An 11,640-nucleotide genomic window follows, 5' to 3' on the forward strand; every position below is an offset into this window, starting at 1 on the left:
TTGAGGTCTTTCTTAGCCCGGAGCTTGGTGCCATGCCGCTTGTACTGCGTACTGATGATGTGCAGTGCCTTGTTGTATGCAAACCGCACCGCGCCGAACTGCTGATTTAAGAAATCAGCCTGTTCAGGGGTCGGGTAGATACGGACTTTAGTGGCTTTCAGCATGGCATTGCGGCTTATCAAGCTGTATATATATCCATATTAGCCGGTGAGGGGCGAAAATCAACCCCCAGCAGCGCTAGCGCGCTGCCCGCTTGTATCCCCGCCCGACTGGGCGAGGGTTTACGCGGGGTTTTGCTAAAACTGACGTACATCAAGTTCGCGACGCCCCATAGTGCGGTGGTTTTCAAAGGTTGACCCAGGTCAGTTTTCCCCTTCTCAAAACCGCTACGATGGCCTCATACATCACGGCGGGAGGGGAACATCATGTACTGGGACGATGTAGTCATTTTCGGCTTGGTAACTGTCGCATTGGTGATCGCGTTTATGGTGGGCTGGGTTGGCTTCGTGGTGCGTGATCATCTACGCAAGGATGAACGCAAGAAGCCTTGATCCAGCAGGCTGTAGCAGTCGTCAGGGGAGGGGGTTTACATGGTAAGTGTAAACTTCCTTTTGCCGGCCCACTGGGCCGGCTTTTTTATAGTGCGCCAGGCATGGCGCGCAGCGCCAATTAGGCGCTATCCGGTCCGCCGTGGTGGTTGGCCGGATGACTTGGGGGTGAAAGTCCCCTACGGACCCTGATAGCGGGAACCGTTAGCTGAACAGCAAGGGTGTTCGTCGTGAGGCGGAATCTGAAGGAAGCTGTAGGCAAACTCCTGGCCCGACGAACAGGAACCGCATATGAGGCAGCCACATCTGGGCGAGAGGGCCATGAAACTCGAAGCCCAATAGCTATCCAGAAGATGTGGAAGTAGATGCGGCGGGTAGATGGGAGGAAGGTCGCGCGTCTTACCCTGGGAGGCCTGTTCGCCTGCCACTGGCTACCGACACCGTGAGGTGTCGGGATGGGCGAACAGGAGTCAGCAGAGGCCATATTAGGCTCTCTAACCAAGAGCTGAAGGGCTGAACCTGTCACGAGTGGATAGTTGACCACTCTCTGATGTGTACGAGCAGAAGCCTCCCCGGAGGGCTCTCGATAACTGTATGGCGGGCCGGAAGCCCAAAGACTGTCGAAGCGCTCAGAGCACACAGGCGAGCGAATTCAGCGGAACGAAGCTCAGCCCGATAATGGGGGACAGGAACCGCCGTGGTACGGATCCGTTTGCCCGGTGGTGTGAGAGGACGGGGGAGGCGACTCCCCCTCCTACTCGATCCTGTGGTAAATCAGTTGACAGCCGTTGAAGGGTTTTGGCCTGATGCTCTGGTAAAGTGTCCTTCATCAGTTGAAAAGTCATGTTTTTGCTCTAACGATAAAACCCTGAGAGGTAAAAAAGAGTAAACAATAGGGAAGTCATTGAAGGCGTCTGGTGTCGGTCACTGAGCTTGGCTAGAGTGATTTACGAAACGGTGTTCGTTAATTTGCTCAATTACCTTGATCAGGAGGATCACCATGCCCCATGAAACTGAAGAGGTATTGCAAAAGCGCCGCTCGCGCCGCCAGGTGCTGGCCAGCCTTGGGCTGGGTGCCGCAGCGCTTTATGTCGCTCCTACGTTCCTGTCGATGGGGCAGGCGGAGGCGCGTGGCCGTCGCTCACGTCACAGCCGTTCGCGGCCCAGCTATTCTCGCCCCAGCTATTCACGCCCTCGGCACAAGCATCATGCCCATCGTGATGAGCGTTACTACCGTCCCTATGATCGTCGTCGGGCTGGCTACTCTCGTCCTCATCGATCCCGCTGGGAGCGTGATGGCGTCATCGAAATCCGCCTTAGTCGCGTGCTGCCCAGGTGGTAACCCATCATGGCCATCCCTAATGAGCACGACTACCATCTGGCCAGTATTGGCCCCTGTCTGCGACTGGTAGAGGCACAGGAGCTGTTGCCCATATTGCAGCAGGCGATGCCAGGCTGGCCCATCGAACGCTGCCCGGCGTTGCTTGAAGCGCCCGAAATCTGCGTTTGGCAGCACCCCGATGGCTACTGGCAGGAAGCTCCCGCGCTGCCCCAAGGTGCCTTGTTGGACACTGATGTCGGCACTGCCTGTAGCGTCGTCGCCGATTTGGCCGGGGCGTTCCTGCATTGCCACCCTGAGCTGGTGGGTTTGCACTGTGGCTCGGTGGAACTCAACGGGCAGCTGGTGATTTTTCCCGATGCCCACCGTGCTGGAAAAAGCACCTTGACCTCGGCATTTGCTGCTGCAGGCTGCCGAGTGTTCGGGGATGATGTGCTGGCGCTCAATCCTGAAGGTGAAGGCATCGCGCTTGGCGTGGCGCCGCGTTTGCGGTTACCGGTCCCTGAAGCCTTGTCGGTAGATTTTCAGCACTTCGTGGCCTGCCATCTTGGTCCTTTCGACGACCGTTACGGTTATCTGAACTTGTCGAGTTCCCAACTGGCAGCCCATGGCGACCGCTCCCCGCTGGGGGCCGTGCTGCTGATCGACCGAGACCCCACATTGGCGGCCCCCCAGCTGACACACCTGAAGCCCGGTGATGGCCTGTGGCAGTTGTTGCAACAGAACTTTGCCGAGCACGAGTCGGATCAGGCGCTGATGGAGCGCTTCCTGCCGCTACTGCAGCGGCTACCGTGCTTTCTGCTGCGATACTCGGATGCTTATGAGGCAGCCCTGTGGTTGGCACAGCGCTGGGAGGGTCAGCCGTTCACAGCAGATCGGCAGCAGGGGGAATCGGTGGCAAGTGCTGAACGGGCAGCAGTGGCGGCGCTGCCGTTGGACGACACACGCCGCTGGCACACCAGCCCGGCGGCCTTCGAGTGGTCGCTGGGCGATGAGCTGTTTGTGATCGGCCAGAACGGGGGGGATATTCATCGGATGAACGCGACCAGCCGCGCAGTATGGGCTCTATTGCAGCATGAGCCGATGAACCTGCAGGAATTGAGTGAGACGCTCGTGGCGTTCTTCGAAGGGGCGTCGCTGCTGCAGGTAACGCGTGACGTGGCACAGTTGCTGGCCAATCTGGCTAAGGCGGGCTTACTGCACAGTGTTGAAGCAGAGGTTGACAGGGTGAACGGCTAACGCCAATGGTCGCGCCAGGCCTTCAATACCCGCTCGGGGTACCAGGTTTGCCCTAGGCTGCCGTTGTAGCGAGCCAAAGCGCGGGTGAAGTCACCCCGCTCAACGGCAAGATAGTGAGCCAGAATGGTGCTGCCGTAGCGCAGATTTCGGTTGGGTTCGGTCAGGTCGTCCATGGGCAGGCCCAGCTCGGCGACCCAGAAGGGCATGATCTGGCCCCTACTGCGAGCCCCAGGATCAGGGCTCGCACCAGGCCGTGCAGCATGAGGGGGCGATCAGCCCTGTGCCAGGCCCGCTTTGTCACGCAGGAACTCGACGATCGTGTCGGCGGGCACCATGGTGGCGTCGCTGTCGCGGCGGCCCTTGTACTCCAGCTCGCCGTTGTCCAGACCACGGTCGCCGATCACCAGGCGGTGCGGCACGCCCATCAGTTCCAGGTCGGCGAACTTGACGCCGGGACGAGTGTCGCGGTCATCCAGCAGCACGTCCAGACCTGCCGCCGTGAGTGCCTGGTAGAGGCGCTCAGACTCTTCACGCACCCGCTGAGACTTGTGGGCGTTCATGGGCACCAGCGCCACCTGGAAAGGCGCGATGGCGTTGGGCCAGATGATGCCTGCATCGTCGTGGTTCTGCTCGATGGCAGCGGCGACCACACGGGTCACGCCAATGCCGTAGCAGCCCATGAACGGGTGGCTGGTCTTGCCGCTGTCGCCCAGTACGCTGGCATTCATGGCCTGGGAGTACTTCTGGCCCAGCTGGAACACATGACCCACTTCGATACCGCGTTTGATCAGCAGGGTGCCTTGACCATCCGGCGAGGGGTCGCCCTCTACCACGCTGCGCAGGTCGGCGACCTGGGGCAGGGGGGCGTCGCGCTCCCAGTTGATACCGAAGTAGTGCTTGCCATCGACGTTGGCGCCCGCGCCGAAGTCGCTCATCAGCGCCACGCTGCGGTCGATGATGATCGGCATGTCAAGGCCCACGGGGCCCAGGGAGCCCGGGCCGGCTCCTACTGCTGCACGAATCTCTTCTTCGCTGGCCATGGTCAGGGGTGCCTTGACCTGCGGCAGGTTCTCCGCCTTGACCTCGTTCAGCGCGTGATCGCCACGCACCAGCAGAGCAATCAGGCCACCTTCTGCGGCGTGGACCATCAGCGTCTTGAGGGTCTTTTCGATAGGCAGGTTGAACTGTTCGACCAGGGCGGCAATGGTCTTGGCATCGGGGGTGTCGACCAGACGCATCTCTTCGCTGGGCGCGCTGCGCTCTACCTGGCTGCCCAACGGGGCAGGCAAAGCTTCGGCTTTTTCGATGTTGGCGGCGTAGTCGGAAGCGTTGGAGAAGACGATATCGTCTTCGCCGGAGTCGGCCAGCACATGGAACTCATGGGAGCCGGTGCCACCGATGGAGCCGTTATCGGCAATCACCGGGCGGAAGTCGAGCCCCAGGCGCGTGAAGATACGCGTGTAGGCATCGTACATGGCCTGATAGGTCTCTTTCATCGACGCTTCATCGAGATGGAAAGAGTAGGCATCCTTCATGATGAACTCACGCGAGCGCATGACGCCGAAACGGGGGCGAATTTCATCGCGGAACTTGGTCTGAATCTGGTAGAAGTTCACCGGCAGCTGCTTGTAGCTGGAAATTTCCCGGCGCACCAGGTCCGTGATGACCTCTTCATGGGTGGGGCCCACGCAGTAGTCGCGGTCGTGGCGGTCCGTCAGGCGCAGCAGCTCGGGGCCGTACTGCTCCCAGCGGCCCGACTCCTGCCACAGGTCGGCGGGCTGTACGGCGGGCATCAGTACTTCCTGGGCCCCGGCGCGGTTCATCTCTTCACGCACGATGGCTTCGACCTTGCGCAGCGTGCGCAGGCCCAGCGGCAGCCAGGTATACAGGCCCGAGGTCAGACGGCGAATCATACCGGCGCGCAGCATTAACTGGTGGCTGATGACTTCAGCGTCGGCCGGGGTTTCTTTCAAGGTGGCGATCAATAGTTGGCTGGCGCGCATGGGCGTGAGCATTCCTTGGGTTGTCGATGGTGCTGAGTATGAGAAGCGCGTTGCGCTTAATCCAGCGTTGAAAGCGGCATTGTACGGCCAAGCGGGGAAGGCGGCAAAATCCTGTGTAGACGTCAGGGCGTGTGCTTAGCACGAAATATGCTAAACTCGACCCGTTTTGTAACGCGATAGCCTGCGCCTATAACAAGCGTGTCACTTCATATGATGGCTATCGTTACATTGAAAATTCCGAGGGAACCTCCATGCAGCAAGCAGTGCGCCGTTGGTTGACGGGGGCGGTCGTTGGTGTCTCCATTGTGGCATTGAGTGGGTGCGGTACGCTTTTCTATCCGGAACGCAAAGGCCAGCTGAGCGGTGATGTCGACCCCGTGGTCGCCATTGCCAATAGCGTTGGCCTGCTGTTCTTCATCGTGCCGGGCGTGATCGCCTACGCCGTGGACTTCTCCAACGGCACTATCTACCTGCCCAGCGAGAACAGTGCGTCCGTGGATATTCATCATCTCGACGATGCCATGGACGTGGCCTCGCTAGAGAAGTTGCTGTCCGACAAGGCCGGTCAGCCGGTAACGCTGGAGAACGAGCTGCTGGTCATCGAAGAGATGAGCAGCCTGGATGAAGCGCTGGCCATGGTGCGCATGTCCGGCGTGCTCGATGAAGAGCGCCTGGCCAACATGGAACCAACGGTGATGTAACCACCGTACACCGCTGGCCGATAGACGCCCTGCCATTCACGATGGCGGGGCGTTTTTTTAGCGATCCTTCTGGTGCGCGCGGGCGCTGAATGTGCTGATCTTGAGTACCACAAGCCCCGCCACCAGGCCCCAGAAAGCCCCGCCCAGTCCCAGTAGCGTCACGCCGGAACCGGTGAGCAGGAAGGTCACGATGGCGGCATCGCGCTGTTCGCTCTTCTCGAAAGCGCCCGCGAGGCCCGTGCCCAGCGTGCTCAGCAGGGCAATGCCCACCAGTGCCATCACCAGAACGCTAGGCAAGGCGCTGAACACCCCGGTCACGGTGGCTCCGAAGATGCCCATGGCGATATAGAAGACCCCGGCAGCCACCCCGGCGGTGTAGCGCCGCCTGGGGTTGGGATGGGCGTCTGGGCCCAGGCATACCGCCGCACTGATGGCCGCCATGTTGAGCGCGTAGCCGCCAAACGGCGCCAGCAGCAGGGTGGCGCCACCGGTCCAGGTGATCAGCGGTGAGCTGTTGGGGCGATAGCCTGCCGCCCGCAAGACGGCGACGGCGGGCAGGTTCTGGGTCGCCATGGTGATGACGAACAGCGGAATGCCGATGCTGATCAGTGTCATCGGGTTGAATACCGGGGCGGTAAAGACCGGCAGCGTAGGCGCCAGCGGGATCGGCTGGGTCGAGATCTGGCCTTGCCACAGGGCCAGCCCCACGCCCACCAGCAGGACTCCCGGCACCGCCAGTGAGGGCCAGCAGCGCCGCCCCGCGACCCAGGCAGCCAGCATGGCCAGCGGCAGCAGCCACTGGCTTTCCATGACGTTGAACAGCTCCAGCCCGAAACGCAGCAGAATGCCCGCCAGCAGGGCCGAGGCGATGGCACCAGGAATATGGCGCATCAAACGCTCGAACAGCCCGGTGACACCGCACAGCGTGATCAACAGCGCCGAAAACAGAAATGCGCCGATGGCCTCTTCGATAGGAATTCCCGGCAGGCTGGTGGCCAGAAAGGCGGCTCCCGGCGTCGACCAGGCGGTCAGCAGCGGCATGCGGTAACGCAGCGAAAGCCCCAGCGAGGTGATGCCCATGCCGATGCCCAGCGCCCATAGCCAGGAGCTGATCTGGGCCGTGGAGGCGCCCGCAGCGGCGGCGGCCTGAAAAATGATCGCGGCGGAGCTGGTATAGCCGATGATGACGGCGACGAAACCGGCAATCAGCGTAGACAGGCTCATGTCCCGCCATAGATGAGGCGAGGCAGATGATGAAGAGGGCAGCGTCGTTGGCGTGTCCATGGGTGGCTCCCACGTGGTTATGTTGAGCGTGCGCTATAGCGCACGGACGGCTACGCTAACATTGTGCGTTATGACGCACAACCTTTTTCTGGCATGATAGTCATCCGACCAACCCCGCTATCTGAATCCGACCGTCAGGAGAGTCGCATGGCTTTAACGCCGCATACCATTGCCGAGCATATTTCAGGAACGGTGAAGCAGCTGCGCAAGGAGCGGGGCTGGAGCCTCGATCGCGCGGCCAGTGAAACCGGGGTCAGCAAGGCGATGCTGGGGCAGATCGAACGTGGGGAGTCGAGCCCCACGGTGGCCACCTTGTGGAAGATCGCCAGCGGGTTTCGGGTGTCGTTTTCTACCCTGTTCGACAGTGACAAGCCCGCGCTGGGCGAGCTGCATCGGGATGGGTGGGAGTCGGTGTGGGGGGATGACAGCGCGGGCATGCAGGCGCGCCTGCTGTTCCCCTACGACCCCCTGCTGGGGTTCGAGATGTTCCTGATCGAGTTGGCCCCGGGGGCCATGAGCGAATCCACGGCCCATGCCAGCGGCGTGGTGGAGCACATCGTGGTGGTGGAAGGCGAGATGGAGCTGCGCATCGACGAGCGCTGGCAAACCCTGGGCGTTGGCGAGGGGCTGCGCTTTTTCGCGGACCGGCCCCACGCCATGCGCAACAACGGTACGTCGCGGTTACGCTTTCACGATGTGATTCACTACCTGCCGGGGGCGGCCTCCGGGGCCTGAGCGCGCAGCCAATTCAGCTCGTCGGCCCAGATCTCGGGCTCGATGGTTTCGAGAATCATGGGAATACCATCGATGCGCGCATCCTGCATGATCGTGGTGAAGGCCGCCAGGCCAATGTTGCCTTGCCCCAGGCTGTGGTGCCGATCCACACGGCTGGCGAAGTCGCTTTTGGCATCGTTGAGGTGCATGCCGCGCAGATATTCGAACCCCACCACGCTGCCCAGTTCGTCCAGCGTGGCGCGGGTCGCTTCGGCGCTGCGCAGGTCGTAGCCTGCGGCAAAGGCGTGGCAGGTGTCGATGCAAACGCCGACCCGGCGCTTGTCGTCCACCTGCTCGATGATGCTGGCCAGATGTTCGAAGCGCCAGCCCAGGTTGGTGCCCTGGCCTGCGGTGTTTTCGATGACCGCGGTCACGCCCTGAGTGGCATCCAGAGCCAGGTTGATGGATTCGGCAATGCGCGACAGGCAGTCGGCTTCGCTGATCTTGTTCAAATGGCTGCCGGGGTGGAAGTTCAGCAGCGTCAGGCCCAACTGCTCGCAGCGCTGCATCTCATCGATGAAGGCGGCCCGCGACTTGTCGAGGCCCTCCGCCTCAGGGTGCCCCAGATTGATCAGGTAGCTGTCGTGGGGCAGGATCTGCGCTGGCGCGAAGCCATGGATGCGGCACGCCCGCTTGAAGGCTGCGATGGCCTCGTCAGTGAGCGGTTTGCCCTGCCACTGACGCTGGTTTTTGGTAAACAGGGCAAACGCCGTCGCCCCGATCTCCACCGCGCGCTGCACGGCCTGATCAGCGCCACCGGCCGCGCTGACATGGGCACCAAGATACTTCATTGTCATCCTTCTTTTCGGTTGTCGAGATAGCGCTGGAAAGCGGCTGGTTCGTCGGTAATGGCACTGTTGATGCCCCAGGCCCAGCGGCTTTGAAACGCACTGGGATCGTTGGCGGTATAACACAGGATCTGATAGCCATCCCGGCGCATGGCAGCGGCCTGGGTGCGCTTCAGCCGGGGCCAGTGGGGGTGAATGCTGAACGCCTCGATGGCGGCACATTGGGCGCGCCACTGCTTGGGTAAACTGCCGTAAAGCGCGCCCAGGGCGAGAGCTTCTCGGGGCGCATGCCGACGGCTGTGGGCCAGTGCGGCCCCGTCAAAAGAGGAGACGATGCAGCGCTCGGCAGGTAGCGCTGCCAGCAGCATGGGCAGCACCGCATCGACCAGGGTAATGGGGTCGCGCCCCTTGTTGACCTTGATTTCCAGATTGACGCCCATTTCCAGCTCATTCAGCAGCGCCAGCATGGCCTCCAGGTTGGCCATGCGTTCCCCCGCAAAGCGGTCGCCGAACCAGCTGCCCACATCCAGCGCCTGGGCCTGGCGCCAGGTCATGCTGGCCAGCTCGCCGCGCCCGTCCGAACAGCGGCTTACATCGCTGTCGTGCCAGATCACGGGCATGCCGTCCCCCAGCAGTTGAACATCCAGCTCAACCCAGCGAGCCCCCGCCTGATGAGCGGCGCGCACGGCGGTGAGGGTGTTTTCGGGGGCGGCCGCAGAGTAGCCGCGGTGGGCAATCAGGGTGGGTACTTCAATGGCAGGGTGGGTCATGGACGATCCGTCTTGTGGTGACCAGGCGTGTTATAAAATGGCCCTTAGTCTAGCATGTACCCGTGACAGGCGTGTGTCGGCCAGAGGGTTGGACGACTTGATTTCAGCGCCCCGACGCGGTTGGATAGCGGGCCCGTGCCGTCCCCGTCATGTGTTTTCGGTCAGCGGTATTCAACGCGATCATTCACGGCAAACGATAATTCATAACAAGTGATACCCCATCGCCAATCACAGGAGTTTTTTGATGTCCAAGCGTATTCAGTTTTCCACTACCGGTGGCTCCGACGTACTCGAGTGGGTCGAGGTCGAGCCTGTCGCACCGGCTGCCGGTGAAGTTCGTATCGCCAACAAGGCCGTTGGCCTGAACTTCATCGATATCTATTTCCGCACAGGCTTGTACCCGGCCCCCAGCATGCCTTCTGGCCTGGGCACCGAGGGCGCAGGCATCGTCGATGCGGTGGGCGAGGGCGTCACGCATCTCAAGGTAGGTGACCGCGTGGCGTATGCCCAGGGCCCGCTGGGCGCCTACGCCGAGCTGCACACGCTGCCCGCGGCCAAGGTGGTCAAGCTGCCGGATTTCATCGACTTCGAAACGGCGGCGGCCAGTATGCTGAAAGGCTTGACGGTGCAGTACCTGCTGCGTCAAACCCAGCCGCTCAAGGGCGGCGAGACCATTCTGTTCCACGCGGCGGCCGGGGGCGTGGGCTCGATTGCCTGCCAGTGGGCCAAGGCGCTGGGCGTGAAGCTGATCGGCACCGTCAGCTCTCAGGAGAAGGCTGACCTGGCCATGGCCAATGGCGCCTGGGCCACCATCAACTACACCGAAGAGAACGTCGTCGAGCGGGTGCGCGAGCTGACCAACGGTGAAATGTGTGATGTGGTGTACGACTCCGTGGGCAAGGACACCTGGGAGATGTCGCTGGATTGTCTCAAGCCGCGCTCGCTGATGGTCAGCTTTGGTAACGCGTCCGGCCCGGTGGACGGCGTTAATATCGGTATCCTGAATCAAAAGGGATCGCTGTTCGTCACGCGGCCCAGCCTGAACGGCTATGCGGATACCCGCGAGCGGCTGGAAATGATGTGCGAAGAGTTCTTCGCCATGATCGAAAGCGGCAAGATTCGCATCGATGTCGCCAACCGCTACCCCTTGCAGGAAGCAGGCAAGGCCCAGGATGCGCTGCAGAGCCGCAAGACGACCGGCTCGACCATTCTGCTGCCCTGAGCCGCTCGCCTGAGCCGGGGGTTAGTCCACGTCGACATAGGCCCCCAGCTGGCGCATGCGCCGCTCGAAGCTGGCCACGTTATCCACCAGCTGGTCGGGGCCGACGGCCACGCACTCGGCCAGAATCGCTTCGCTGAGCGTAATGGCCGAGAGCAGCGACGGAAAGAAGTGAGGCGTGGCGTTGGCGACGGTGAAGGTCACGCTGGCGCCAGGCACCAGCGGTGAGCGCAGGGTGTCGGTGACCACGATGGCCTGCACGCCGTTGGCGCGGGCAATCTCCAGCGCCTTGACCGTTTCGGCGCAGTAGGGCTCGAAGCCGAAAGCCACCACCACGTCCTGTTCGTCGAAGGGCGCCAGCTCCGTCAGTAGCCCGCCCTCCTGTCCGCGAATCAGCGTCACGTCGGGCATGGCGATACGCCCCACGTAGGCAAAGTGGTAAGCGCAGGCAAAGGTATCGCGAAAGCCGATCACGGCCACCCGGCGAGCCGCCAGTATGCGCTCGGCGGCGTCTTGTACCCGCGCTTGATTATCCGTTGTGAAGAGCCTGCCAATGTTGTCGAAAGCGGCATCACCCACCTCCACGAACAGCGCCTCTTGCGGGTTGCGAACCTGCTGCTTGAGCCGACTGGCACGGCCGCTCAGCTCGACCGGTGCGGCCTGCACCGCCGATTGAAAAACCTCCCGAAACGACTCGTAACTCTCGAAGCCCAGCCGCTTGGCCAGCCGGACCAGAGTGGAAGGCGTCACCGACGCGGCCTGGGCCGTTTTACGCACTGACTGAAACGCCATTTCCGTCGGGTGTTCCAGCACATAGCTGGCCGCCCGTTTGAGCTGTGGGCTGAGCGTGGCGTAGTGCTCGGCCAGCTGCCGGTGGACGCTTTCCAGGTCGGGCGCAGGGCGGGTGGCGTGGTCAGGCATAGGGCTCTCTTTGATGAGGTGTAAAACATTTGTGCCAATGATAAATGTTTTTGT

At 61.8% G+C, this 11,640-nt stretch carries 12 protein-coding genes and 1 pseudogene; 6 read left to right on the forward strand and 7 right to left on the reverse strand.

Features of this window, described 5'->3' with window-relative positions; genetic code table 11:
* Nucleotides 1–164 (reverse strand): helix-turn-helix domain-containing protein (locus CWI66_RS00005; RefSeq protein ID WP_157808932.1); only part of this gene is annotated, 164 nt, incomplete at its 3' end.
* Nucleotides 165–425: 261 nt separating this feature from the next.
* On the opposite strand from CWI66_RS00005, the gene ccoM reads away from it, so the two are divergent.
* The 3 genes from ccoM to CWI66_RS00020 all read left to right on the forward strand — a co-directional run bounded on the left by ccoM (nucleotide 426) and on the right by CWI66_RS00020 (nucleotide 3,126).
* Nucleotides 426–551, forward strand: coding sequence for a cytochrome c oxidase subunit CcoM (gene ccoM, locus CWI66_RS18515; protein ID WP_269799656.1), 126 nt, complete (start codon nucleotides 426–428; stop codon nucleotides 549–551).
* A 997-nt stretch (nucleotides 552–1,548) separates the two neighbouring features.
* Entirely contained in the window at nucleotides 1,549–1,890 is a 342-nt protein-coding gene (locus tag CWI66_RS00015; protein WP_096923101.1) for a hypothetical protein, read from the forward strand.
* 6 nt (nucleotides 1,891–1,896) lie between these two features.
* Nucleotides 1,897–3,126, forward strand: a complete 1,230-nt coding sequence (locus CWI66_RS00020) for a PqqD family protein (protein WP_100730558.1) — start codon at nucleotides 1,897–1,899, stop codon at nucleotides 3,124–3,126.
* Here the strand turns inward: CWI66_RS00020 and CWI66_RS00025 are convergent.
* Nucleotides 3,123–3,347: pseudogene (locus tag CWI66_RS00025) on the reverse strand (lytic transglycosylase domain-containing protein); the annotation flags it as partial. The gene CWI66_RS00020 and the pseudogene CWI66_RS00025 sit on opposite strands and share 4 nt — an antisense overlap.
* Nucleotides 3,348–3,398: 51 nt before the next feature.
* The gene (locus tag CWI66_RS00030; RefSeq protein WP_100730559.1) at nucleotides 3,399–5,129 is read right to left on the reverse strand and encodes a proline--tRNA ligase; all 1,731 of its coding nucleotides are present in this window, start codon (nucleotides 5,127–5,129) and stop codon (nucleotides 3,399–3,401) included.
* Between the two features lie 251 nt (nucleotides 5,130–5,380).
* On the opposite strand from CWI66_RS00030, the gene CWI66_RS00035 reads away from it, so the two are divergent.
* Nucleotides 5,381–5,830: a hypothetical protein gene (locus CWI66_RS00035; protein WP_100730560.1), complete on the forward strand. Its 450-nt coding sequence runs from the start codon at nucleotides 5,381–5,383 to the stop codon at nucleotides 5,828–5,830.
* Between the two features lie 57 nt (nucleotides 5,831–5,887).
* Here the strand turns inward: CWI66_RS00035 and CWI66_RS00040 are convergent, their stop codons facing one another.
* Complete coding sequence (locus tag CWI66_RS00040; RefSeq protein WP_081194034.1) at nucleotides 5,888–7,114, reverse strand: benzoate/H(+) symporter BenE family transporter; 1,227 nt, start codon at nucleotides 7,112–7,114, stop codon at nucleotides 5,888–5,890.
* Nucleotides 7,115–7,261: 147 nt separating this feature from the next.
* Between CWI66_RS00040 and CWI66_RS00045 the strand changes: the two genes are divergently transcribed.
* On the forward strand, nucleotides 7,262–7,849 hold the full coding sequence (locus CWI66_RS00045; RefSeq protein ID WP_016913660.1) for a helix-turn-helix domain-containing protein: 588 nt from the start codon (nucleotides 7,262–7,264) through the stop codon (nucleotides 7,847–7,849).
* On the opposite strand, the gene nfo is transcribed toward CWI66_RS00045, so the two are convergent.
* Entirely contained in the window at nucleotides 7,819–8,679 is an 861-nt protein-coding gene (gene nfo, locus CWI66_RS00050; RefSeq protein ID WP_100730561.1) for a deoxyribonuclease IV, read from the reverse strand. The genes CWI66_RS00045 and nfo overlap by 31 nt on opposite strands.
* A 2-nt stretch (nucleotides 8,680–8,681) precedes the next feature.
* The gene (locus CWI66_RS00055; RefSeq protein WP_100730562.1) at nucleotides 8,682–9,446 is read right to left on the reverse strand and encodes a glycerophosphodiester phosphodiesterase family protein; all 765 of its coding nucleotides are present in this window, start codon (nucleotides 9,444–9,446) and stop codon (nucleotides 8,682–8,684) included.
* 244 nt (nucleotides 9,447–9,690) lie between these two features.
* Here CWI66_RS00055 and CWI66_RS00060 point away from each other — a divergent pair, with 244 nt between their 5' ends.
* Nucleotides 9,691–10,668, forward strand: a complete 978-nt coding sequence (locus CWI66_RS00060) for an NADPH:quinone reductase (RefSeq protein WP_016913663.1) — start codon at nucleotides 9,691–9,693, stop codon at nucleotides 10,666–10,668.
* 21 nt (nucleotides 10,669–10,689) lie between these two features.
* Here the strand turns inward: CWI66_RS00060 and CWI66_RS00065 are convergent, their stop codons facing one another.
* Entirely contained in the window at nucleotides 10,690–11,586 is an 897-nt protein-coding gene (locus CWI66_RS00065; protein WP_100730563.1) for a MurR/RpiR family transcriptional regulator, read from the reverse strand.
* Between the last annotated feature and the right edge of the window lie 54 nt (nucleotides 11,587–11,640).

Origin of the sequence: Halomonas sp. 141 (assembly GCF_002810305.1) — a bacterium.
In the GTDB taxonomy this organism is placed as follows: domain Bacteria; phylum Pseudomonadota; class Gammaproteobacteria; order Pseudomonadales; family Halomonadaceae; genus Vreelandella; species Vreelandella stevensii.

What these genes read in the sequence shown, in the direction of transcription:
- CWI66_RS00035 (WP_100730560.1), top strand. Translation starts at nt 5,381, where the DNA reads ATGCAGCAAGCAGTGCGCCGTTGGTTGACGGGGGCGGTCGTTGGTGTC.
- CWI66_RS00015 (WP_096923101.1), top strand. Translation starts at nt 1,549, where the DNA reads ATGCCCCATGAAACTGAAGAGGTATTGCAAAAGCGCCGCTCGCGCCGC.
- CWI66_RS00065 (WP_100730563.1), bottom strand. Translation starts at nt 11,586, where the DNA reads ATGCCTGACCACGCCACCCGCCCTGCGCCCGACCTGGAAAGCGTCCAC.
- CWI66_RS00030 (WP_100730559.1), bottom strand. Translation starts at nt 5,129, where the DNA reads ATGCGCGCCAGCCAACTATTGATCGCCACCTTGAAAGAAACCCCGGCC.
- CWI66_RS00055 (WP_100730562.1), bottom strand. Translation starts at nt 9,446, where the DNA reads ATGACCCACCCTGCCATTGAAGTACCCACCCTGATTGCCCACCGCGGC.
- nfo (WP_100730561.1), bottom strand. Translation starts at nt 8,679, where the DNA reads ATGAAGTATCTTGGTGCCCATGTCAGCGCGGCCGGTGGCGCTGATCAG.
- CWI66_RS00045 (WP_016913660.1), top strand. Translation starts at nt 7,262, where the DNA reads ATGGCTTTAACGCCGCATACCATTGCCGAGCATATTTCAGGAACGGTG.
- CWI66_RS00040 (WP_081194034.1), bottom strand. Translation starts at nt 7,114, where the DNA reads ATGGACACGCCAACGACGCTGCCCTCTTCATCATCTGCCTCGCCTCAT.
- CWI66_RS00020 (WP_100730558.1), top strand. Translation starts at nt 1,897, where the DNA reads ATGGCCATCCCTAATGAGCACGACTACCATCTGGCCAGTATTGGCCCC.
- ccoM (WP_269799656.1), top strand. Translation starts at nt 426, where the DNA reads ATGTACTGGGACGATGTAGTCATTTTCGGCTTGGTAACTGTCGCATTG.
- CWI66_RS00060 (WP_016913663.1), top strand. Translation starts at nt 9,691, where the DNA reads ATGTCCAAGCGTATTCAGTTTTCCACTACCGGTGGCTCCGACGTACTC.